This is a genomic window from Halorussus rarus, assembly GCF_003369835.1.
Classification (GTDB): Archaea; Halobacteriota; Halobacteria; order Halobacteriales; family Haladaptataceae; genus Halorussus; species Halorussus rarus.
The window spans coordinates 386,117-407,449 of sequence record NZ_QPMJ01000002.1 but is presented as its reverse complement, the minus strand read 5'-3'; the positions used below and the strand labels follow the sequence as shown (position 1 = coordinate 407,449).

General features: G+C 68.6%; 29 protein-coding genes and 1 tRNA gene. 13 read left to right on the top strand and 17 right to left on the bottom strand.

The genetic code is table 11. From position 1 onward, the window contains the following. Window positions 1–144: 144 nt before the first annotated feature. Both DVR07_RS22090 and DVR07_RS10310 read right to left on the bottom strand, forming a co-directional pair. A complete protein-coding gene (locus DVR07_RS22090) occupies window positions 145–321 on the bottom strand; it encodes a DUF7501 family protein (RefSeq protein ID WP_165881747.1) in 177 nt (58 codons plus the stop codon). Between the two features lie 162 nt (window positions 322–483). Next, window positions 484–1,713 (bottom strand): Cdc6/Cdc18 family protein, encoded by a 1,230-nt coding sequence (locus DVR07_RS10310; protein WP_115797022.1) that lies wholly within the window; start codon window positions 1,711–1,713, stop codon window positions 484–486. A 911-nt stretch (window positions 1,714–2,624) separates the two neighbouring features. Between DVR07_RS10310 and DVR07_RS10305 the strand changes: the two genes are divergently transcribed. Continuing rightward, a complete protein-coding gene (locus tag DVR07_RS10305) occupies window positions 2,625–3,578 on the top strand; it encodes a zinc-dependent metalloprotease (protein ID WP_115797020.1) in 954 nt (317 codons plus the stop codon). Window positions 3,579–3,659: 81 nt separating this feature from the next. Here the strand turns inward: DVR07_RS10305 and DVR07_RS10300 are convergent, their stop codons facing one another. After that, window positions 3,660–3,857: a hypothetical protein gene (locus tag DVR07_RS10300; RefSeq protein ID WP_115797018.1), complete on the bottom strand. Its 198-nt coding sequence runs from the start codon at window positions 3,855–3,857 to the stop codon at window positions 3,660–3,662. A gap of 2 nt (window positions 3,858–3,859) precedes the next feature. After that, complete coding sequence (locus DVR07_RS10295) at window positions 3,860–4,258, bottom strand: nuclear transport factor 2 family protein (RefSeq protein ID WP_115797017.1); 399 nt, start codon at window positions 4,256–4,258, stop codon at window positions 3,860–3,862. A gap of 172 nt (window positions 4,259–4,430) precedes the next feature. Here DVR07_RS10295 and DVR07_RS10290 point away from each other — a divergent pair, with 172 nt between their 5' ends. Continuing rightward, window positions 4,431–5,222, top strand: a complete 792-nt coding sequence (locus DVR07_RS10290) for a hypothetical protein (protein ID WP_115797014.1) — start codon at window positions 4,431–4,433, stop codon at window positions 5,220–5,222. A 43-nt stretch (window positions 5,223–5,265) separates the two neighbouring features. Here DVR07_RS10290 and DVR07_RS10285 read toward each other — a convergent pair whose 3' ends face one another. Further along, entirely contained in the window at window positions 5,266–5,817 is a 552-nt protein-coding gene (locus tag DVR07_RS10285) for a hypothetical protein (protein WP_115797012.1), read from the bottom strand. 290 nt (window positions 5,818–6,107) lie between these two features. Here DVR07_RS10285 and purF point away from each other — a divergent pair, with 290 nt between their 5' ends. Then, on the top strand, window positions 6,108–7,634 hold the full coding sequence (gene purF / locus DVR07_RS10280) for an amidophosphoribosyltransferase (RefSeq protein ID WP_115797010.1): 1,527 nt from the start codon (window positions 6,108–6,110) through the stop codon (window positions 7,632–7,634). Between the two features lie 68 nt (window positions 7,635–7,702). Here purF and DVR07_RS10275 read toward each other — a convergent pair whose 3' ends face one another. Both DVR07_RS10275 and DVR07_RS10270 read right to left on the bottom strand, forming a co-directional pair. Beyond that, a complete protein-coding gene (locus DVR07_RS10275; protein ID WP_115797008.1) occupies window positions 7,703–8,446 on the bottom strand; it encodes a YqcI/YcgG family protein in 744 nt (247 codons plus the stop codon). A gap of 135 nt (window positions 8,447–8,581) precedes the next feature. Next, window positions 8,582–9,217: an urea carboxylase-associated family protein gene (locus DVR07_RS10270; protein ID WP_162829504.1), complete on the bottom strand. Its 636-nt coding sequence runs from the start codon at window positions 9,215–9,217 to the stop codon at window positions 8,582–8,584. Between the two features lie 91 nt (window positions 9,218–9,308). On the opposite strand from DVR07_RS10270, the gene DVR07_RS10265 reads away from it, so the two are divergent. The 3 genes from DVR07_RS10265 (at window position 9,309) to DVR07_RS10255 (ending at window position 10,841) form a co-directional block, all read left to right on the top strand. After that, on the top strand, window positions 9,309–9,986 hold the full coding sequence (locus DVR07_RS10265; RefSeq protein WP_115797004.1) for a hypothetical protein: 678 nt from the start codon (window positions 9,309–9,311) through the stop codon (window positions 9,984–9,986). 106 nt (window positions 9,987–10,092) lie between these two features. Next, window positions 10,093–10,473 carry a hypothetical protein gene (locus DVR07_RS22360; RefSeq protein WP_115797002.1) on the top strand — a complete coding sequence of 127 codons (381 nt, stop codon included), beginning with the start codon at window positions 10,093–10,095 and terminating at the stop codon, window positions 10,471–10,473. Between the two features lie 107 nt (window positions 10,474–10,580). Next, window positions 10,581–10,841 carry a hypothetical protein gene (locus tag DVR07_RS10255; RefSeq protein WP_115797000.1) on the top strand — a complete coding sequence of 87 codons (261 nt, stop codon included), beginning with the start codon at window positions 10,581–10,583 and terminating at the stop codon, window positions 10,839–10,841. Window positions 10,842–10,961: 120 nt separating this feature from the next. Here the strand turns inward: DVR07_RS10255 and DVR07_RS10250 are convergent, their stop codons facing one another. Next, a complete protein-coding gene (locus DVR07_RS10250; protein WP_115796998.1) occupies window positions 10,962–11,519 on the bottom strand; it encodes a DUF420 domain-containing protein in 558 nt (185 codons plus the stop codon). A 124-nt stretch (window positions 11,520–11,643) separates the two neighbouring features. Between DVR07_RS10250 and DVR07_RS10245 the strand changes: the two genes are divergently transcribed. Continuing rightward, a tRNA-Leu gene (locus DVR07_RS10245) sits at window positions 11,644–11,728 on the top strand. A 155-nt stretch (window positions 11,729–11,883) separates the two neighbouring features. On the opposite strand, the gene DVR07_RS10240 is transcribed toward DVR07_RS10245, so the two are convergent. From DVR07_RS10240 to DVR07_RS10230, 3 genes are read right to left on the bottom strand one after another with little or no spacing between them, the layout of a single operon-like run. Beyond that, entirely contained in the window at window positions 11,884–12,285 is a 402-nt protein-coding gene (locus tag DVR07_RS10240) for an acyl-CoA thioesterase (protein ID WP_115796996.1), read from the bottom strand. Window positions 12,286–12,317: 32 nt separating this feature from the next. Beyond that, a complete protein-coding gene (locus DVR07_RS10235) occupies window positions 12,318–13,049 on the bottom strand; it encodes a DICT sensory domain-containing protein (RefSeq protein WP_115796993.1) in 732 nt (243 codons plus the stop codon). Continuing rightward, a complete protein-coding gene (locus tag DVR07_RS10230) occupies window positions 13,046–13,456 on the bottom strand; it encodes a DUF7344 domain-containing protein (protein ID WP_115796991.1) in 411 nt (136 codons plus the stop codon). Before DVR07_RS10230 ends, DVR07_RS10235 begins: the two co-directional genes overlap by 4 nt. A gap of 166 nt (window positions 13,457–13,622) precedes the next feature. Here DVR07_RS10230 and DVR07_RS10225 point away from each other — a divergent pair, with 166 nt between their 5' ends. From DVR07_RS10225 to DVR07_RS10205, 5 genes are all read left to right on the top strand, one after another. After that, window positions 13,623–14,135 carry a helix-turn-helix domain-containing protein gene (locus DVR07_RS10225; protein ID WP_115796989.1) on the top strand — a complete coding sequence of 171 codons (513 nt, stop codon included), beginning with the start codon at window positions 13,623–13,625 and terminating at the stop codon, window positions 14,133–14,135. 50 nt (window positions 14,136–14,185) lie between these two features. Next, on the top strand, window positions 14,186–15,154 hold the full coding sequence (locus DVR07_RS10220; RefSeq protein WP_115796987.1) for a sugar phosphate isomerase/epimerase family protein: 969 nt from the start codon (window positions 14,186–14,188) through the stop codon (window positions 15,152–15,154). A gap of 69 nt (window positions 15,155–15,223) precedes the next feature. Further along, window positions 15,224–15,607: a DUF7522 family protein gene (locus DVR07_RS10215; protein WP_115796985.1), complete on the top strand. Its 384-nt coding sequence runs from the start codon at window positions 15,224–15,226 to the stop codon at window positions 15,605–15,607. A 133-nt stretch (window positions 15,608–15,740) separates the two neighbouring features. Further along, window positions 15,741–16,442 (top strand): class I SAM-dependent methyltransferase, encoded by a 702-nt coding sequence (locus DVR07_RS10210; protein ID WP_115796983.1) that lies wholly within the window; start codon window positions 15,741–15,743, stop codon window positions 16,440–16,442. Between the two features lie 76 nt (window positions 16,443–16,518). Continuing rightward, window positions 16,519–17,631, top strand: coding sequence for a Gfo/Idh/MocA family protein (locus DVR07_RS10205; protein WP_115796981.1), 1,113 nt, complete (start codon window positions 16,519–16,521; stop codon window positions 17,629–17,631). A gap of 21 nt (window positions 17,632–17,652) precedes the next feature. Here DVR07_RS10205 and DVR07_RS10200 read toward each other — a convergent pair whose 3' ends face one another. Beyond that, window positions 17,653–18,117 carry a hypothetical protein gene (locus DVR07_RS10200; RefSeq protein WP_193570128.1) on the bottom strand — a complete coding sequence of 155 codons (465 nt, stop codon included), beginning with the start codon at window positions 18,115–18,117 and terminating at the stop codon, window positions 17,653–17,655. 86 nt (window positions 18,118–18,203) lie between these two features. Beyond that, entirely contained in the window at window positions 18,204–19,055 is an 852-nt protein-coding gene (locus tag DVR07_RS10195; protein WP_115796978.1) for a translation initiation factor eIF-2B, read from the bottom strand. 137 nt (window positions 19,056–19,192) lie between these two features. Between DVR07_RS10195 and DVR07_RS10190 the strand changes: the two genes are divergently transcribed. Then, a complete protein-coding gene (locus tag DVR07_RS10190) occupies window positions 19,193–19,597 on the top strand; it encodes a hypothetical protein (RefSeq protein ID WP_240147522.1) in 405 nt (134 codons plus the stop codon). 49 nt (window positions 19,598–19,646) lie between these two features. On the opposite strand, the gene DVR07_RS10185 is transcribed toward DVR07_RS10190, so the two are convergent. The 4 genes from DVR07_RS10185 to DVR07_RS10170 form a co-directional block, all read right to left on the bottom strand. Next, a complete protein-coding gene (locus DVR07_RS10185; RefSeq protein WP_115796976.1) occupies window positions 19,647–19,823 on the bottom strand; it encodes a ribbon-helix-helix protein, CopG family in 177 nt (58 codons plus the stop codon). Window positions 19,824–19,986: 163 nt separating this feature from the next. Then, window positions 19,987–20,181: a hypothetical protein gene (locus DVR07_RS10180; protein ID WP_115796974.1), complete on the bottom strand. Its 195-nt coding sequence runs from the start codon at window positions 20,179–20,181 to the stop codon at window positions 19,987–19,989. Between the two features lie 212 nt (window positions 20,182–20,393). Further along, the gene (locus DVR07_RS10175; RefSeq protein ID WP_115796972.1) at window positions 20,394–20,657 is read right to left on the bottom strand and encodes a hypothetical protein; all 264 of its coding nucleotides are present in this window, start codon (window positions 20,655–20,657) and stop codon (window positions 20,394–20,396) included. 80 nt (window positions 20,658–20,737) lie between these two features. Further along, the gene (locus DVR07_RS10170) at window positions 20,738–20,962 is read right to left on the bottom strand and encodes a hypothetical protein (protein ID WP_115796970.1); all 225 of its coding nucleotides are present in this window, start codon (window positions 20,960–20,962) and stop codon (window positions 20,738–20,740) included. Window positions 20,963–21,333: the final 371 nt, after the last annotated feature.

The window sequence follows — 21,333 nt, the reverse complement described above, 5'->3', positions numbered from 1 at the left end:
GGGCATTCTGCGTGAAATCTCAACAGGTGGCGAAGAAGCCGTATCGAGGAAGAAAAGGATCGTCTGGCAGGAGAAGCTGGTGTATTTGTCCTAGCTAGACTTGCCGTCGATACTCCCTGAGTGTCCGAAAAAAGTCGTTCCGGGTTATCCGGACCAGCCGCCGCAGATGTCGTCGGTGATGTTGCTCCGCCACGTCTCGAAGCCGGCCTCGCAGTTCGGATTGTCCTCGATGTGGTCGATGAACCCGGCACCGGGGTTCTGCAGTTCGCTCCCGCAGAACGGGCAGTCGTTCGGGTCGGTCCAGGTCGTCGTGGCTGACATGGTTCGAATCGCTTCGTCCGGATATATAAATTCTACCTCGGTATGACTTAGATACCTTAGCTACGGTAATATGTCCATTATACTCACGATAATGAGGGATTCGATACTGGGATTTCGAGGGGAATACGAAGACGGCGAAGCAACCGGAGAACGGCGGCCGACTCAGATGCCGAGGTCGGCGATCCGGGAGTCGCGGTTGAGCACCTTCTTCACGATGTCGGGGTCCTCGAGCAGTCGGTGCTTGGTGTGGACGCCGCGGCCCCGGCCCCGGCCCTTGGTCTCGGAGTTGATGACGTTGAGGAAGTCCTGCTCCTGGAGAATCTCCTGGACCCGACGCTCGGACAGCGAGTCCATGTCGAGCCTTCGCGCGATGGACTGGTACTGCCGGTAGATCTGCTGGGTCGGGAACTGGTCGCGGGGCTTGTTCTCGGTCAGGACGGTCAGCGCCAGCAGTATCGCCTTCGCCTGGGTCGGCGCACCCTCGATGAGTTCGGCGAACCGGTCGGCCTCGGTCTTCTCCTTGGCGGCGTAGACGTGCTCCTCGGTCACCGTCTCGTCCTCCTCCTTGGTGGCGATGCGACCCGCGTTCCGGAGGATGTCGATGGCCTTGCGGGCGTCGCCGTGCTCCTGGGCGGCCAGCGCGGCGGTGAGCGGGACGGCGTCGTCCGAGAGCACCCCGTCGCGGAACGCGTCGGCCCGGTTCTGGAGGATGTCGACGAGCTGGTGGGCGTCGTACGGCGGGAAGACCAGTTCGTCGTGGGCGAAGCTCGACTTGACCCGCTCGTTGAGCTCGTCGGGGAAGTCTATCTTGTTCGAGATGCCGATGATGCCGATGGTCGAGTCGGTGATGCGGCGGTTCTCCCCCGCCCGCGAGAGCTTCCGGAGCACCTCGTCGTCCTCCAGCATGTCGATCTCGTCGAGGATGATTATCGCCACGTCGCTGCAGGCGTCGATGATCTGCCAGAGCCGGTCGTAGTAGTCGCCGGTACCGAGCCCGCGCTGGGGCACAGAGATGCCGGTCTCGCTCCGGTCGTTGAGCTCCCGGCCGAGCGTCTTGATGACCGACGCCTCGGTCGTCTGCTCGCCGCAGTCGATGAACGCGGTCTCGACGTCGACGTCCTCGTGGCGGGCCTCGTTCTCGACGCGCTTCGAGACGCTCCGGGAGATGAGCGACTTGCCGGTCCCGGTCTTCCCGAAGATGAAGAGGTGGGTCGGCTCCTGGCCGAAGATGGCGGGGTTGAGCGCCTCGGCGACCTTCTGCATGTGCTCGTCGCGGCCGACGATGCGGTTCGGGCCGGGGAGGTGGGAGATGCGGAGCAGATCCTCGTCGGCGAATATCGGTTCGTCGTACCGGAAGAGCGGGTCTCGGTCTACGTCGTCGTCGGTGGCCATCTGCTGGCAGTGGGTTCGCACTTCAACACATAAATGGAGGGGGTATCGTCGCGGATGTATCTCGCCGGCCAGCGTCGGGAGAACCGGGTTTGGAACCTGTTCGAACGAACCGGCAGTTTCGAGTACCCTCGCGGATGTTCTGCCCGCAGACTGGCCAGGATGTCTCGTCTCCGGGCTGGTCGTGATGTTCCGCCTGTAGGCTGGTCGGGATCTCGCGTCTCTGGACTTCTCGTACGGAGTTCGCGGACGTCTCGGTCGGTACGGGCAACGCTACTTTCGTTCGGAGAATCGTCGGCGATTACCCCAGACACCCCCATCGCGGATGTAAGCCGGGGGACGGGAGGGGTGGGTCCGGGACTCGACGTGACTGCTGAGTTCCTCCGGAGAGCGTCAGCGAGTTTCGACGACACTGCAGGCAACTACGAGGCCTTGACTGCGGCGATCAGCCGACGAGAGCGATGTACGTGGAACACTGACACACCACCGTCGCGTCTGTAACGACGAACGTATCTAGACGTAGAACACACACCACCCTCGCGTATGTAGATGTGGCGTAAATACTGTTTAGATGGACTAAAACACAATCCTCCAATCTCAAATACTCTCTCGGAGGACGGTTTCCGAATACATCCGCGACCGTGGTGTCAGGGCCCGACGACACCGTCGACCCACCGTCCCTTCACCGCCCCGCTTACAAACGCGACGGTGGTGTGGGCCACCTCGGTCCGATTTCGGCGGCGTGCCCCCGTCTCCGCGTTTCCGCTCCGCGTCTCCGCGTTTCCGCCATTCGAGCGCGTCTATAACTCGACCACACTGTCGAAACTCTACTCGGCGGCCACGACCCCGGAACGGCGGTCAGCCCCGCCGAGCGCCGGCAGAAAGATTTTGACGACTCGCCTCCAACTGAAACCGTGACTCTCTATCGCAGCGTCCGGGCCATCGCCGACGCCTCGGGCGACGGACCCATCGACTGGGACGCGGTCGGCGAGGCGGCGAAGGCCGCCACGCCGCCCGGGTCGCTCGACCTCTCCGCGGCCGAGCGCGAGGGGTACGCGGCCGACGTCCGCGACGCCCGGAGCCGAGTCCGCGAGGTGTCGGGGGCCGACTTCGACGTCCCCGGAACCGTCGAGGTGCAGAACCGCCACCACTGGATCGACGCCAACATCGACACCTTCCGGCGGGTGATGAAGCCCGTCGAGGAGCACGGGCCCGCGGTCATGCCGGGCGTCGCCCGGACCATCAACACCGGGACGATGTCGGTGATGCTCTCGGTGCTCGCCAAGAACGTCCTCGGGCAGTACGATCCGCTCCTGCTCGCCGAGGCCGACGAGCACGCCCTTTACTTCGTCCGGCCGAACATCGACCGCATCGCCGGCGAACTCGACGTGGACTACGACCGCTTCCGGCGCTGGATCGCGTTCCACGAGGTCACCCACGCCGCGGAGTTCGGCGCGGCCCCGTGGCTCTCGGACCACCTCGAAGAGCGGATGGAGTCGGGCATCGACGCGCTGGCGAACGGCCGACTCGACCGCGAGGCGTTCCGCGAACTCGACGCCGCGATGACCGCGGTCGAGGGGTACGCCGAACTCCTGATGGACGGCGCGTTCGACGACGAGTACGCCGACCTCCGCGAGAAGATGGAGGCCCGCCGTCGCGGCGGCGACCCCCTGTCCCGACTCGTCCGCCGCCTGCTGGGGCTCGGGCTGAAGCGCCGGCAGTACGAGCGCGGCAAGGCGTTCTTCGACGCGGTGGCCGTCGACCGCGGCATCGAGGGCGCGAGTGCGGTGTGGGACCGCCCGGAGAACCTGCCGACAGACGCCGAACTCGACGACCCCCAGCGGTGGCTGGCGCGCGTGAGTCCCTGAAATCGGTCGGCCAGCAATCAGTCGACTCGAAATCGGTCGTCCCGTCTGGAAACGACCCTTCTCGTGGTTCTGCGCGCAGCCTCACGCGATGCGGACCAGGTAGGCGAGCAGGACCGCCCCGACCACGAGCCCCGCCACCACCGCCAGTCCGATCTGGAGCAGCGACCCGCCGCCGGACAGCGTGATGAGACCGGCCGACGCCCCGACCAGCAGGACGATGCCGGCCTTGAGCCGGTTCATCGCGTCGCGCTTCTCCTCGCGAGACGGTGGCCCGACCATCGTCACCAGTCGCGGGGCGCACTGACGTGCATCTGGACGAAGCGCCAGTCGCTGCTCTCCGGGCCTTCCACGTCACCGCTCGCCGAACGCTCCAGGACGCCGCTCCAGCGCGTGTCGAACGACAGTCGGTCGCCGCCCGCGTCGGTCCACGCCAGCCCGACGTCGTCGGTGAACCACGCGACCGACTCGCGGGCGGTGACCCGCAGGTCCCGGCTCTCGACGCGCCAGTCCTCGGTGGCCCGCGTCTGCTCGCGGAGCCCCTCGGCGACGGTCTCGCCGCCCGCGAGGCGTTCGCGAACGCCGAACTTCACGACGTCCCCGCGCTCCGCGAAGAACGGCGCGAGCGGGTCGCCCCGCCGGAGCGCGTCGTAGTACTCCTCGACGGTTTCGGTCGGGTTCATGGGAAATCGGTGTCGGCGGATTCGCTTAAGCCTACTCGTCCGTGACCGGGCGGCCGCAGAATCGAGACACGGAACGCACTTCGAAAGTCGAGACACGGAATGCGCTACGAAGGATGAAACGCGCGTCTCATTCTCCTGAAAGCATTTATCGCCGAACTCCCTCACTCGAATCGTGACCCGCCCGAACGCCGCGCTCGCCGGCCTCTTGGTCGTCCTCGTCGTCTCGGCGGGGTGCCTCGGAGCCTCCGGCGGCCCGACGAGCCACTCGACCTCCGAGACTGCGACGACCCTCGCCGGACCCACCACAGACAGCGGCGGATCGCCCGCGACTGCAACCGTCGACTGTCCCGACAGTACCGACCGGTATCGGGCGATTGCGACCGACCGCGTCGCCGGCGAGACCGGGTCCGACGCCGCGAACGTCTCCGTCGTCAACGACGCCTTCGTGGACTACCCGCTGCTCGGCGAGTGCTACTACTCGGCGAAGGTCCGGGACCGCGAGTCGGGCCGGACGCTCGGGGTGTTCGTCGCCGAGAACGGCACCGTGGTCGACCGCGAGGCGGTCGAAGCGCGGGCCGAACGAGCCTACGAGCGAAAGTACGGCAACGTTAGCCGCGAACTCTTCGACCAGTTGCAGTCGGCCGACCAGGGCGAGGAGATCCCGGTTGCGGTCTCGGTCGCCGACATCAATCGCACCGCCGTCAAGCAGGCCGTCGATCGGGAGAATCTGACCGACACCGAGTACAAGCAGGCGCTACAGGACGAGTACGAGCGCCGGGCCGACAACCGGACCGCCGAGGTCGCCGCCCGACTTCGCGATATCCAGGGCGTGACGGTCGAGCGGACCGGCTGGCTCCGGGTCGACGTCCGGGCGACGCCCGCGGCCGTCGAGGCGATGCAGGACCTGGACGGCGTGACGTGGCTCGACTACCGCCGTCAGGGGACGACGACCTACCTGGACTGAACGACCGCCGAGAACTCACCGCCCGAAAGTCACCGCCCGCCGCTCACTGGAAGCCGCGACCCACGTCGTCCTCGTCAACGAGGTCGTCCAGTTCCTCGTTCAGCAGGTCCTCTGCCTCCTCGAACCGGTCGGAGAGCTCCTCTGCGGGGTCCGGGCGGCCGTACCGATCGAAGTCCATCGGGCCGAACGCCGGGCTTTCCAGCGCGTCCATCACGTCGTCGAAGAAGTCGTCGGGCGTCGTCGGCGCGTCGGCGTGGGCCTTGACGACCTCCTGGAGGTGGCGGGCCTTCTCCTCGGCGTCGTCCTCGTCCTCGGGCGGGCTCTGGACCGCGAACCGACCGCCCGACTCCTCCTCGGGGAGGAACGAGCCGATCTCGTCGTCGAGACTGCGCGCCACCCGACTGCCGACCCCGCGGACCTCGTAGGGGTTCTTGGCGTAGGTCTTGAGGAGGTAGACGCCCCCGCGCGGGTGGCCGAGGTAGAGGTCCTCGCCGACGCCGCCGGCGCGCTTGCCGCCGACCGCGCGCCAGCCGTCGGGGTCGACGTCCTTCTCGACCACGTCCTCGACGATGTCCTGCCACTCGCGTATCCGCATGCTATCTGTGTCCAGCGACCGAGTGCGGATTAACGTATCGGTCCCGACGGTCCCGCAGTCGCGGTTAGGGTGCGCTTACGGCTCGGTTCTCGTACTTCCGGGCCCGCTCCGCTGTCTCTGCGGCGCGGTTCCGATGCTGCTGCGGCGTAGCCGTGGTCGCTCCGACCGGAGGGCCGAGGCAGGACCTGCCACGACGATATATCCGCGAACGTGAATACTTCGGCGCCGCCCGGCGGATATTTCGGCACGATAGCGAGGGTTTTTACTGCGCCGGCGCGGTAGCTCCGACCATGCCAGACGGCCGGGACACGGTCCCCAGTAGTCCGACCGAGAACGCCGATGCACACGCCCCCGCCGCACTCTCCGGACCCACCGAGAAGTGCGGCGTCGTCGGGGTCTCGCTCGAGGAGCGCGACGCCGCGCGGCCGCTCTACTACTCGCTCTACGCGCTCCAGCACCGGGGCCAGGAGTCGGCGGGCATCGTCACCCACGACGGGTTCCAGCAGCACGACCACGTCGAGATGGGACTCGTCGGCGACGCCTTCGGCCCGGAGGACATCGAGAGCCTGCGGGGGAGCGCGGGCATCGGCCACGTCCGCTACCCCACTGCGGGGAGCGTCGACAAGTCCTGCGCCCAGCCGTTCACCGTCTCGTTCCGGAGCGGCGCGCTCGGCCTGAGCCACAACGGCAACCTGGTCAACGCCGACGAGGTCCGCGACGAGCTCGCCGCGCAGGGCCACGCGTTCACCTCCGACGGCGACACCGAGGTCATCGCCCACGACCTGGCGCGCAATCTGCTCGAGGCCGACCTGGTCCGGGCGGTCAAGCGCACGATGGGCCGCATCCACGGCTCGTACTCGCTGACCATCATGCACGACGACACCGTCCTCGGCGTCCGGGACCCCGAGGGCAACCGCCCGCTCTGCATCGGAAAGCTCGACGACGGCTACGTCGTTGCCAGCGAGTCGGCGGCCATCGACACCCTCGACGGCGAACTCGTCCGGGACGTCCGGCCCGGCGAGCTCGTCGTCCTCAGCCCCGACGGCGAGGGGTTCGACTCCTACCAGCTGTTCGAGCGCGAGCACACCGCCCACTGCTTCTTCGAGCACGTCTACTTCGCCCGGCCCGACAGCGTCATCGACGACAACCTCGTCTACGAGGTCCGACGGGAGCTCGGCCGCAAGCTCTGGGCGGAGAGCGGCATCGACACCGATGTCGTAATGCCGGTGCCCGACTCGGGCCGGGCGTTCGCCTCCGGGTACGCCGAGGCTTCCCAGGAAGACGGCGCGAACGTCGAGTTCGCCGAGGGGCTGATGAAGAACCGCTACGTCGGCCGCACCTTCATCATGCCGACCCAGGACGAGCGCGAGCGCGCGGTCCGGCTGAAGCTCAACCCTATCAAGTCGACGGTCGAGGGCAAGACCGTCACGCTCGTCGACGACAGCATCGTCCGCGGGACCACCTCCACGCAGCTCGTTGCCCTGCTCAAGGATTGCGGCGCGGCCGAGGTCCACATGCGCATCGGCGCGCCGCCCATCGCCGCGCCCTGCTACATGGGCATCAACATGGCGACCCGCGAGGAGCTCATCGCGGCCGACCGGTCGGTCGAGGAGATCTGCGAGGAGATCGAGGCCGACAGCCTGGGCTACCTCTCGCCCGACGCGGTCGCCGAGGCGCTGGGCGAGGACCGGGACGACCTCTGCATGGGCTGCGTCACCGGCGAGTACCCCTACGACATCGAGGGCGAGGAGATGGCCCCGACCCACGCCGACAACCCCCGACCCGACGTCGGCGAGTCCGCGAGCGGCGACGACTAGCGCGGCCCGCCCGGTCCGTTCGTCCGGCGGCCAACGCCGGACGGGGGTCGGGCCGCCGACCGCCCCTCTCAGGCCGCCCAGTCGTCGACCGGGAACTCCTCGAACCGGTCGTCGTTGTCGTCCGAGAGCACGTACTGCTCCCACTCGCGGGCGTCGGGGTCGCCGTAGTCGCCGATGGCCGGATGGCGCCCAACGTCGTCGAACTCGGCGAGTCGCTCTCGAATGACCTCCCTCGCACGCTGCCCGGCCTCGGTGTCACCGCCGAGGCCGTCGAACACCCACCTGGGCTGGACGGTGAGTTCGAGGCCGTGGGGCGCGTGCCGACTGTGCCGCCGGTCGTAGGCCGGCGCCCGGGCGACCACGAACATCGGCTCGCCCGCGTAGCAGAACTCCCAGTCGGGGTCCGCCGGGTCCGCGGGGACGTCGTCGGGCCACGGCTCGGGGTCGTTCCGGCGGAGGGACGCGAGCAGGGTCCAGACCCGGTCGCGGTACTCCGCGACCGAGAGGTCGTTCTCGGAGGGCTCGAAGAAGACAGCGAGCGCAGTGATGTCGGCGATGTCGCGGGCGCCGTCGAGGTACTCCGCGAGGCCGTCGGCGACGACCGTCTCGCCCGCACTCGTGGTCGGGGAGGGCGCGAAGAGATACCGCAGGTCGCCGTCGCTATGGGCGTCGACGGCGAAGTAGCACGGAAACGGCGCCTCCTCGTCCGTCATCGTCCGGTGGAACGCCCGGTAGCGCTCGGCCTTCCACGCCGCGAGACCACCGCTGCCGATAGCGGACTCGACCCCCGTTCGAGTGGCAGGTCCGTTCATTGTGGCTCTCTTGGACTTCCCGCGGTTAAGCGCGGCGGCCCGCGTGCGGGACGGTGCCACGCGGACGGACGTGGGACGCCATCGGACTCGGCGCACGTGGCCGGCGAGCCGCGCCGGCGAAGAAAGCGGGGAAACTCACGGCCGGTCGTCCTGGACGGAGGCGAGGTCGACCTCGGTCCCGTCCGGCACGACCACGTCGATGGGGGTGAGCGTCGTCCCGCTGGCGACGCCCGCGGCCGAGCAGGCCGCCACCGCCGCCACCGCGTCCCGCTCGGCCCGGAACGCCACCGCGTCGCCGGCCGCCGCGGGGCTCTCGCGGGCGTCGAAGTACACCTGGTCGGTGACCGTCGAGCGCTGGAAGACGTTCATGGTGTCCGGGACGGCAACGTCCAGTCCGTAGGCGTCGAGCGCGAGACCGAGGTTCTCCCGGCAGCCGCCGGGCTCGTTCTGGTGGCCCTCCTCGGTCGGCCGGTCCGTGAGCATCCACCCGGTGCAGGGGCCGAACATGATGTCGTGGACGCCGCAATCGTCGTCGGTGATGGTCAGGAGTTCGCGGCCCGCGGTGGTGTAGAGGGCGTCGCCGGTCGAGATCCGGAGGCGACCGTTGAGGTCGCGGGTGTACGACTGGGCGAACGCCTCGGCGGGGTCGTCCCGGACGAACGCCACGAGGTCGGCGACCTGTCGCGGTTCGGGCGTCACGACCGAGAACGACGCGCCGGCGTCGACGGCGAACGCACCGGCGCTCTTGGCCGGGATGCGATGGGTCTCCACGGGTCGTCTGAAGGCCGACGGACGGAAAAGCGACCCGGCACTCGCGGCGACCGGCCGGAGTACCTTTGCCTGCGAGTCGCGCAATCCTCCTGTGCGAGTCAAAGAGCTATCGAACGTACCGAAACCGGTCGAGACCGACCGGCCGACCGTCGAGGTATCCGTCCGCCAGACCGGCGACCTCTCGAAGCGCGCGAAGGGCCATCCCGAGGCGCAGGTCGCGGCGTACGTCGAGCGAGCGTTCGAGCGGCTCGGCGTCTCCTACCGGGTGGTCTGGGACCTGCCGCCGGTCCAGGACGTCGCGCCGTCGCGCCCCGGCAGGGAGAACAAGCGCACCCAGCTGAACCAGTGGGCCGAGCGCCTCGCGGACGAGCGCACCCCGCACGTCCGGAAGGACTCGAACCTCCTTCTCACCGACCGGAAGGGCGGCGGCATCTCGAAGCTGGGCAAGCGAGCCGGCATCGCGCCCGGCGGGACGCTCACGGAGGACGCGGACATGGCCGAGTGGGTGCGACCCGACGACCCGCGCCACTGCGTCTACGGCGCGCTCCACGAGCTCGGCCACAACCTCCACGCCGGCGGCCACGAGCGCAGCTGGGGCCGGACGTGGGTCGACGAGGCGACCCGGTCGTGGAACCGGACGCCGATGGGCCACGGCGGCGGCGGGGTCAACCTCTGTAGCGAGCGCAACGACCCGAGACCGGAGGGGTACGAGAAGCGCGACCACCTCTACTTCGCCGACTGCGCCCGCGAGCACATCCAGATCAGTTGAGTCGGACCGACGCGATTCGGTTTTGTCGCCCCCCGTTACGATTACGATTCCGTCGACCGGCCCCGGCGGCCACAGTCACTACCCGTTTCGAGGCCGACCACCAACCATGGTCGAGGAGGACCTCGGAGAGGCGACGATCACCTACGAGGCACCGGACGGCGAGACCGTCGAGAAGACCGTCCAGAACGAGCACGTCGCGTACTTCCAGGACCACTGGATCGTCAAGACCGGCGAGGACGACGAGGGCCGGGACCTCGTGCGGCGCATCCCGGCCTCGCGGGTGTACCACGTCGAGCGCACGGTCGAGGAGTTCGAGCGCGAGGTCGAGACGCTGCGCGACCAGGTCCAGTCGGTCGCCGACGACCTCCGGAAGCGGTTCCTGGGCGAGGGCGGCGAGTCCGACCGGACCGAGCGGACCGAGAGCATCAGCATCAACGTCGACAGCGACGACTCCGTGGCCGACGACGACGAGCGCGACGAGACGTAAATTCCAGTGAAGGTTCGCCGGTGCGACACTGAGGGTTCGACGACGAGCAGACGCCGCGGGCTGACGGGCCACAACGGTTAATCCGACCGGTACCGTGGAACTCGAGGATGACTCGCGGCCCCGACAGGTCACCTCGCGCGGACGGCGGCGACACCGCCGACCGAGCCGACGCGGTCGAAGAGGCTGAAGCGGCCGACGAGCGCGTCGCGACCCGGCCGCAACCCGAACTCCGGTGGATGCAGCTCCGCGAGCCGCGGCACGCCGCGGAGGTCGGACCGAACGGGCGGGTCCTCGACAGCCGCTACCACGCGGGCTACGACGCGTGGGAGGTGCTGCTGGAGACCTACGAGGGCGAACTGACGGAGTGAGGCTGGCCCCCGGAGCCGGTGTCCCGACTGAATCCGGCACATCTGACCGAACCCGGCGCACTCCGACCGAACCCGGCGCACCCCGCCCGGCTCCGACGGGTCTGACCGACTCGGCGAACCTCAGAACAGGTACAGCAGCAGGTACACCACCACGCCGAGCGCGAACGACGTCAGCCACAGCGACGCCGCGACGCGGCCGACCCGGGGGTGGTTCGTCGCCGGGAGTTCGGCGGCGGGCCGGGTCAGCGCCAGCAGCAGGACGTAGTACAGCAGCGGGATGCAGACCACGGCCAGCAGGACGTGAATCCCGAGGATCGGGTAGTAGACGAACTGCTCGACCACCTGCGGGCCGTCGAAGTGGGTCGGCCCGAGCAGCGCGACCCGGTAGAGGTACAGCGTCAGGAACGCCGCGAAGAGGACGACGCCGGTCAGCATCCCCGTCCGGTGGCGCGCGACCTTTCCCCGCCGAATCGCCCGCCACGAGGCCGCGACGACCGCGAACGCGACAGTGCTGATGGCGGCGTTGACGTGCGGGATGGCCGCCAGCACGGCGTCGGGCGCCCGCGGGAGCGCGCCCTCCGGCACGACGCGCAGTGCGGCCGCGAACACCAGCGCGAGCGAGACGACGGTCAGGAGCCCGGTCAGCGCGGGGACGTGACGCTCGGCGAGTCGCTGCATGGGCGCCGATAGGGACCCCAGCGAAATACGCCTTGCCGTGTGTGGCGGTGCCGTCCCGGGGTTGAAACGAAAGGCATTTTATCCGGGTAGTGTCTACGTTTGACTGCGGAAAGTGACCCGGCGAGCGTGGGTAGCCAAGCTAGGCCAACGGCGCAGCGTTGAGGGCGCTGTCCCGTAGGGGTCCGCCGGTTCAAATCCGGTCCCACGCATCGCATAGCGCGGTTCCGCCGCGCGAAGGATGCAGGTGGAGTCCCTTGGGACTGCACCCACGCACAATTCCTTTCGGACGCAAACTCCCGAGCGATAGCTCCGGTCTTCTCTCGACCGCTCTAAACTGCCGCGAAGAGCCTCCAGCAAGAACCGATTACAACCCCTCGTACTCCCGGATCTGCTCGCGCCACGCGTCGGGGATCGGCTTCGACTCGCCGCTCTCCTCGTCGATGGCCACCTGGACGGTCTCGCCGACCGCGGCGACCCCGCCGTCGGCCCGGACCTCGTACCGCATCGGGATGGACGACCGGCCCAGTTCCGACACGCGCGTGGCGACCGTCACCTCGTCGCCGAGTTCGACCGGGCGCCGGAAGTCGAGTTCGAGGTTGGCCAGCACGGTGCCCACGTCCGCGAGCGAGGCGTCCAGCACCGCGTCGAAGTAGGCCGTCCGGGCCTGCTCTAAGTACGTCGCGTACACCGCGTTGTTGACGTGGCCCATCGCGTCGATGTCCCGGAAGCGAACCTCCACGTCCGCGGTAAACGAGTAGTCAGTCATCGGTCACACGTCGGGAGTCGGCCAAGTTCCCTCTATCGCTTTCCGGCTCGCTCGCTTCCGTAGGTCTCCCGGAGGTAGCCGTCGACGTCGGCGACGGTCCCGGGGTCGTAGGTCCAGAAGCCACGGAACGACCGCGGGTCGTCCGCCACCTCCTCGGCCAGCAGTGCGCAGGCCTGCCGGTCGTCGCCGCCCCCGTCGAAGACGACGAACCAGTGGCTCGCGATCTCCTCGGCGTCGTCGCCGTGAATCGTCGCCCGCGGCAGGTCCGGGTCGGCGTCCGGCCGGCCGTAGACGTGCACGTCGAGTTCCGTCTCGCCCGACAGCGTCTCGTACTTGCCGCACTGGGTCGAGAGTCGGGCCAGCGACTGGAAGCCGGCCCGGAGCGTCCCGCGACCGCGCCGGTAGGCCCGGTCCTCTATCTCGCGGGTCGCCACCAGCAGCTGGCGGGCGTCGAACGAGACGAAGGTGGTGTCCGCGAGCAGGTTCATCGGCACCCGTATCGACTCGTTGGGGCCGAGCTCCCACTCGTCGACAGACGGTAAGATCAGCTCTCGAACCGCGGTCGCGCCGAGGCTCCCGACGAACTCACCCTGGGCGGTCACGACGACGAAGCCGCCCGACCCGTCGTCGGGTATCGGCTCGTGCTCGACGGCCACCTGCCGCGCCTCGAAGTGGCGCTCGAGCGCCTCGTCGGGCTCTGGGGCGTACACCGTGAGCGTCCGGCTGTCCGACGCGACCTCGTCGACGAAGTCCCGGAGCGTCATGGGTTCTCCGGGTCTGTCCGGTCGCTCGCTTCGCCGGTCGTCCGCTCGGCGGCACCTCGCTCCTGGGCGAGCGCCTGCGTCAGGATGTCCTCGAACAACTGGGACGGCTCCGCGAGGGCGACCTCGCCCGACTCGCGGTCGCGCCGGACCAGCCCGGCGGCCTCGAGCCGCGGCAGGTGGACGTGGTGGAGCGCCGCCAGGACTCGCTCGCGCTCGGCCGGGGTAACGGCCTCCGCGGGGTCCCGGCGGGCCCGCAGCCAGCCCGCCACCACGGTCGTCAGCTCCTCGACCGGGACCGCCTCTCTGTCGCGGAGGTAGTACAGCAGGAGCCGGCGCTCGGGCCGCGAGAGGACGTCGAATAGCTCTCCCACCGTCTCGGAACCGTCGTCGGGTCGGTCCGCGCCCATCGTCATCACGTCTCGGGATTCGGGCCTAAAGAGTGTTCGGCCGCCGGAAAGCGTCACCGGCGCGACTCGAACCCGGACCGCCCCTCCGCGCGGAACCGCCGCGACCGCGGGTCGCGGCCGCCCGCCAAGCGGGGTATTCAAATGCGTCGTGCTCCAACAGGTGGGTATGGCTAAGTACTCGACTGGTGGGTCGTCCGGCGGCGGTAGCGGCGGCTCGTGCGAACTCTGCGGCAAGTCGAGCGACGCGCTGACCGAGGCGAACGTGGCCGGGGCGCAGCTACGGGTCTGCTCGGACTGCGCGTCCTCGCACAACGACAACGCGAAGAAGACACAGACGCAGTCGGGCGGCGACGACGAGCGAAACCGGAGGAAGAAGGCCGCACAGAACGCCGCGAAGGCGAGCGGGGTCTACGACGGCGACTCCAGCCACTGGGAGGAGGAGGGGACCAACTACGACGACGACCAGTTGCCGTACCTGGTCGCCGACTACGGTGAGACGGTCGAGCGGGCCCGCCAGGACGAGGGGCTCCGGCGCGACGAACTCGCCGAGGAACTGGACGTTCCCGAGAACGACCTGCTGGCGGTCGAGCAGGGCCGGGCGAACCAGGCCAACGTCGGCGGATCGCTCATCGAGGCCCTGGAGGACCGCCTGGACGTCCAGCTCGCCGAGAACCGGTGAGCCCGCCGGCCGCCCACAATTTTATTCCTCCCTCCGTGGTGAGACGAGGTATGGACATCGGCGTTCTCACCGTTCCGCTCGGCGGACAGTCGCTCGACGACGCGCTCGCGTACCTCCACGGCATCGGGGTCGACGCGGTCGAACTCGGCTGCGGGGGCCACCCCGGCGACGACCACCTCCCCCGCGAGGAGTACCTCGGCGACGACGAGGCCCAGGACCACCTGTTCGACCTGCTCGACGAGTACGAGATGCGTATCTCGGCGCTCGCGACCCACAACAACCCGCTCCATCCCGACGACGAGACCGCCGAGCGGGCCGACGCCGAGCTCCGGGAGGCCATCGAACTCGCCGACCAGCTCGACGTGAACACGGTCACGACCTTCTCGGGGCTCCCGGCGGGGAGTCCGAACGACGAGACGCCCAACTGGATCACCGCGCCGTGGCCCGGCGAGCACGCCGAGGCACACCGGTACCAGTGGGAGGAGGTCGCCGTCCCGTACTGGCAGGAGATCGCGGACCACGCCGCCGACCACGGCGTGGACGTCGCCATCGAGATGCACCCGAACATGCTGGTGTACGAGCCCTCGGGGATGCTGCGGCTGCGCGAGGAGACCAGCGAGCGCATCGGCGCGAACTTCGACCCCTCGCACCTCTACTGGCAGGACATCGACGTGACCGACGCCATCCGGTTCCTGGGCGAACACGACGCCATCCACCACTTCCACGCCAAGGACACCAAGGTGTACGACGCCAACGCCCGGTACAAGGGCGTACTCGACACGGTGCCGTACGACGAGGAGGCCGACCGGTCGTGGCTGTTCCGGTCGGTCGGCTACGGCCACGGCGAGGACCACTGGAAGGACGTCGTGAGCACCCTCCGGATGGTGGGCTACGACGGCGCGCTCTCCATCGAACACGAGGACTCGCTGACCAGCTCGAACGAGGGCCTGGAGAAGGCGGTGGCGATGCTCCAGCGCGCGGTGTTCCGCGACCAGCCCGGCGAGGCCTACTGGGCCTGAACGGGGCCGATTCTCGGACTTCGGCGACCGCCACCAGCACTTTTCCTGCTGCGGGTAGACGGTCCAGCCATGGGGGACAACGTAGCCGACGACCTCGCCGACCAGCTCGTCAGCGCAGCCCGAACGAGCGTGGGCGACGAACTCCGGAGCATCACGTACTTCACCGAAGACGCGGAGGACCAGATCTACCTCCGCGATGGCCTCGAGGCCGACGCCGACCTCGTCGGCTTCGCGGACAACGAGCGGCTGGGGTTCCGGACGCAGGCGGTGTACCAGGACACCGAACTCGGCGACTACCGGTTCAACATCCGCGTGTTCGACCGCGGCTACGTGACCCGGGTCATCGTCGGCGACCACGGCGCGTTCGTGACGACCGACGAGATGGAGATGAACCTGTTCAAGGAGCTCGCCTCGGCGGTCGGATCAGTGCTCGAAGGGCACGATCCGGAGTGAGACCCCGTCGCCGCCGGGTAGCCCGATCCCCTGCGCCGCCGGACGGGGGATAGAAAGTATATCAGCCGCTCCGTGCTACGCGGTGGCGAGGGAAAGTTTGGGAGAGGAACACACCGATTCTTCGCGTTCGACGGTGGCAGCGGGATACGACGAACTGGCCGACCGGGCCGATTCCGACGACCTCGACCGGACCGAGAGCCCCTGGGGTGACAGCCGCTTCCAGCGCCACTACGCCTGGCCCGCGCTCGAGGCCATCCTCCCCGACGTCGGGGACGACAGGGTACTGCTCGCCGGGTGCGGTCGGGGCGACCACGTCGGCTGGTTCCTCGACCGCGGGGCCCGGGTGGTCGGCGTCGACGTGAGCGAGCGGGCGGTCGCGGCCGCCCGCGACCGGTTCGGCACGGAAGCGACGTTCCGCCGGGCCGACCTGACCGACGCGCTGGACTTCGCAGACGGGGCGTTCGACCTCGTCGTCAGCAACCTCGCGCTGAGCCACGTCGAGTCGTGGCCGCCCGTGTTCGCGTCGTTCCGGCGCCTCCTCGCGCCCGACGGGACGCTCGCGTTCGCCACGGTCCATCCCCACTACCTCCGGCAGCGAACCGACGCGAACTACTACGAGACCGCGGCGTTCGAGAATCCGTGGCCGGGCGCCGACATCCCGACGTACTACCGACCGATGGGAGAGGTCGTCGATGCCGTCGTTTCGTCCGGACTCCGGATCGAGTCGTTCGAGGAGCCGAGACCGACCGCGGCGTTCCGCGAGCACTGCCCCGACCGGTACGAGGACGCGATGACCGACCCGCAACTGCTCGTCGTCCGCGCGGCGGTCGAGTGACTGGCGGAGTCGGGGGTCGATTCCCGCCGGCCGACGCCTGAACGCATAAGGGTCTCCCCCGAGTACGTCCGAGGCGATGACCGTCAAAGTCGGCGTCCTCGGCTACCGGTTCATGGGCAAGGCGCACGCCAACGCGATGGCGCGACTACCGATGTTCTTCCCCGACGCCCCGGAGGTCGAACGACACGTCCTCGTCGGTCGCGACGAGGCGGCGCTCGCCGACGCGGCCGACCGCCTCGGGTTCGCGGAGACCGCGACCGACTGGGAGGACGTGGTCGACGAGGTCGACGTCTTCTACAATCTCGGGCCGAACCACGTCCACGCGGAGCCGTCCGTCGCGGCGCTGGAGGCCGGCACGCCGGTCCTCTGCGAGAAGCCGCTGGCCAACGACCTCGAATCGGCCGAGCGCATGGCCGACGCCGCCGCGTCGGCCGGCGTCCCGACCGCCACCGCGTTCAACTACCGGTTCGTCCCCGCCATCCAGTACGCGAAGAACCTCATCGACGACGGCGTGCTCGGGGAGATCCACCAGTTCCGCGGCCGGTACCTCCAGGACTGGCTGGTCGACCCCGACGCGCCGTGGTCGTGGCGCAACAGCGAGGAACTGGCCGGCAGCGGCGCGCTGGGCGACCTCGGCGCTCACACCATCGACCTCGCGCGCTTCCTCGTCGGCGACGTCGAGCGCGTCTCGGGCCACCTCCGGACGTTCGTGGACGAGCGCCCGGTGGAGGGCGAGGACGGGGAAACTCGGCCGGTCACGGTCGACGACGCCTACTCCGCGCAGGCCGAACTCGAAGACGGGGTGATGGCGACCTTCGAGGCCTCGCGGTTCGCGAACGGCCACAAGAACGACCACACCGTCGCGGTCCACGGGTCGGAGGGGAGTCTGAAGTTCTCGCTGGAGCGGCTGAACGAACTGGAGGTGCTCCGGGGCGACGACAGGGGGTACGAGACGGTGCTGGTCACCGACGCCGAGGACCCCTACGTCGAGCACTGGTGGCCGCCGGGCCACGTCATCGGGTGGGAGCACACCTTCGTCCACGAGAACTACGAGTTCCTGTCGGTGGTTGACGCCGACAGCTCCGGCGGAGAGTACCGGCCCAACTTCGAGGACGGCCTCGCGGTCCAGCGCGTCCTCTCGGCCGTCCAGGAGAGCGACGAGCGCGGCGAGTGGGTCGACGTGGCGTAGGCGGTCGTCCGCGGCCGCGGGTCACTCCATCTCCTCGATGTCGTCGATGTCCTCCCCGAACCGCGTCTCCTCGACGAACTCCTCGGAGAGGAAGTCCTCCAGCAGGAGCAACACGTTGTACGTGAACGTCGCCTGGAACCCCACGAGCGGGAAGGCGAGCCAGCCCGGGGTGGCGCCGCTGACGACGAACCGGACCAGCACGTACGCGATGACCAGGTTGCCCAGCGTCGAGGCGACGTGGACCATCGAGGTGACGACCAGCGGCGTGTCGTCCTCGGCGGGCTCCCGCACCATCTCATCGAACGCGAAGGCGCCGAGGACTGCGAAGGCGAGCAACGCCCCGAACGCCAGCAGGAGGATGTGGAACAGGTCCGGCGTCTGGACCTTGTAGATGAGCATCGCGCCCGACCCCCAGATGGTCAGGGTGTAGCCGTAGGCTTCCGACTCGGCCGTGAGATTGTGCGCGAGTCGGCTTCTCGGGTCCATGGAGCGGACCCACGACGGGGGCGTCCTTCGGGCTACCGGCTACGGCGTCCGGTCGGTCTCCGCTGCCGAACGGGGAGACGCTCCCCTCAGAACTCCCGGACGCCCTCGTCGGTGACGACCGCGTCGAGCAGATCGGTCGGGGTCGCGTCGTAGGCCGGGTTCTCCACCGAGAACCCCTCGGCGGGCTCGAGCAGCACCTCGCTGGGCGACCGGAAGTCGTTCTCGAACCGGAACCCCTCGCCGACGAGCTTGGCCGACGAGCCGACCACGGTCACGGGCACGCCGACCTGCGCGGCGGTCGCGGCCAGCGGGAAGGTGCCGATGCGGTTGTACAGGGTGTCGTCGACGATGCAGTCCATCCCGATGAGCACGCGGTCGCACTCGGGCAGGTAGTGGCCCGAGGCGCCGTCGACGAGGAGGTGGGCGTCGACCCGGTCCATCTCGGCGAGCGCGCGGGCGGTCTTCCGACCCAGGTATCGCGGCCGGGCCTCGGTGACGTACACCGTGAGGTAGCGCCCGTCCGAGACCGCCCGCTCGATGGCCTCCAGCACGGTCGAGGAGTAGTCGTGGGTCAGGACGGTCGCGCCGTCCTCGAGCAGTTCCTCGGCGTTCTCTGCGGCCCGGCGCTTGGCGGTCTCGACCTGCTCGACCACGGCGTCGACGGCGTCGGCGAGCGCGTCCTTGGCGGCCGCGACCGTCCCGCTGTCGGCGTCCTCGACCATCGAGACGATGGCGCGCTGGGTCGTCACCAGCGAGGCGTGGGAGGGGTTGGCCCGCCGGAGCGCCGACGAGTTGCGCTCGAGGTCGCGCTCGAAGTCCTCGACCGACGCGAACTCGCGCTCGCCCAGGTCCTCCAGCGCCCGGGCGGCCTTCACGGCGACGACGGAGGAGCTGTGGGTCTGCATCTCCCGTATCTCCTCGACCGTCTCGTCTATCATACCCGAACCGTCTCGGCCGCGGGCCAAAGGTCTTGCTTCTCCGGGTGTGAGACCGGTCGCTCGTGGGGTCAGTTTCGGCGGTTCCGGCGCGGGCGAGCGCCGACAGTCGGAAGTAGCCGCCGGCCAAATCTCCGGCCATGACCGAGGTCCGCTACTACTGTCCCCGGTGCGGGGCCGTCGCCGCCCTCGACCGCGAGGGGTACCTCGCCGACAAGTGCGTGACGCCGACGCCGCTGGACGGCTGGGAGTACGCGGCGCCCTACGAGGATTTCGAGGATAGCGCGGAACGAAGTTCCGCGGACCGTTCGAGCGGGCGAGGCCCGCGAGGAGAGGCGGACGGCGTCGAGATCGTCTGCGGGGCCGCGGAGACCGACGGCGAGGGCTGCGGCGAGGTCTTCTATCTCAGCTTCGTGAAGTTCGAGGACGGCGAGGAGGTCGACCCGGCCGACCGGTCGTTCGTCCCGCCCGCGGTGTCGGGGCCGACGATAGACGACGCGGAGGAAGAGGAGGAGGACGGCCCGCGGTTCGACTTCAATCCGTAGTCGCGGTCCGGCTGCGGTTCGCGGTCGCGATCCGGTATCCCTTCGTCGCTCACTCGTCGGCCGGTTCGTCCGGCTCGCGCTGTTTCAACCACCGGTCGAGGAGTTCGCGAATCGCGGCCTCGCGGTTGTCCCGGTGGTCGGCGAACGCGATGTCGTCGATGCGGTCGAGCTCCTCCTCCTCGAGGTCGAGAGTGACCGACTCCATGTCGAGGTGGTCCTGGTGCATATTCCGAATCCACCGACGCACGGGCACAAATAAATTCGTCAGACGGGCGGCCGACGAGCCCCGACTCCGTCGGATTCGAGGGGACAGAACGAGGCCGGAGGCCGTCGGGAAAGAAAATCGAAGAGAAGACGAGAGGGAGAGAGAACGGCTGAGAACAGTCGGTCTACTGCTGGACGGCCGAGGGCGCGGGCGTCTCGGTCGGGGTCCGGACGAACATCGCGTGGCCGATCATGCCGACCGAGACGGTGCCGGCCAGCGGGACGGCGGTGGTGAGACCCACGCCGACCGTGGTGAGGATGGCGGTCAGACCGAGGAGAGCGAGCGGGATCAGGCCGAGAATGAGGTCGTAGTAGTTCATCGTATACTCTATAATACGGGGCGTGGGTATATAAATCCACAGAGTTACAAATAGATGGGATTGAAATAACGTATCTATAAGTTATAGCTGGTCGGCGCGGGAACTGGTCGACGCGCAGCGAAGGAGGGGACGAGATGACTCGTCGAGGGAAACGCGATAGCGGCCGGGGCGTCGGTCAACGACACCGGGATGTCGAACCCGCGCTCGGTTCGCTACTCCCCGGCGGCCCGGCGCTCGACCACGACCTCCCTGGTCTGTTTCGCGTCGATGCCGAACAGGAACCCGGAGATGAACAGCAGTTCGTTGCCGAGGTAGTACTGCTCGATTATCCGGTTCACCAGTCCGACCTCCGGTGTCGCGACCCCGAGAATCACGAGCACGAGCGCGACGAAGGCGGCGAGGCCCGCGACCCAGCGTACCACGGTCCCGGAGACGAACCCCACGACGAAGACGGCGACGGCGGTGAAGAGACTCATCAACGGACTGTAGGGTCGAAACGCGCTTCAAGCTACCGGGGTTCCGGACGCTCAGTGACCAGCGACCACGAAGACGGCCCTCACGGTGAATCGTCGGCGAGAACGGTGGCAACATCGTCCGAGAGCACGGTGGCGAGGTCGTACCCGATGGCGAACACGCAGATGAGGGCGCCGAGGACGGCCATGCCGCGGTTGCTCTGATAGCCGCTGGCGAAGTAGGCGCTCTCCGCGACCACGTAGGCGATGAGCACGAACCCGAATCGGTAGGCGTTCCTGGCGACCGCCCTGCGCTGCTCGTCGTTCATACGTCGGTCTGCCGAGGTGTACGGGAAAGGTCTGTCGATGGGTCGTTTCGTGGTGGTCGTCTGGTGAAACGGTTAGTTGAGGAGGTTCCGAGTGTCGACAAGGAAGTCGATGGACAAGGTTTCGAAAGCCCCCGCCTGGTCGCCACCGGAAGACGTTCCTGCTCGCCTTCGGCTGCGCGGGCATGCGACTTCCGAGGCCTCGTTCGCTGCGCTCACGAGACGGTCGCTCAGCGATATATCTTCGGCTCACCTTCGGTTCGCCTCGGAGAGGGGTCGCTGAGACGACTGAATAAACGCGACCGGGCGGCCCCTTTCAGTCCACCCGGACCGTGATGTCCCCCAGCGCGAGAACAGGAAAAGCCGGATTCGAG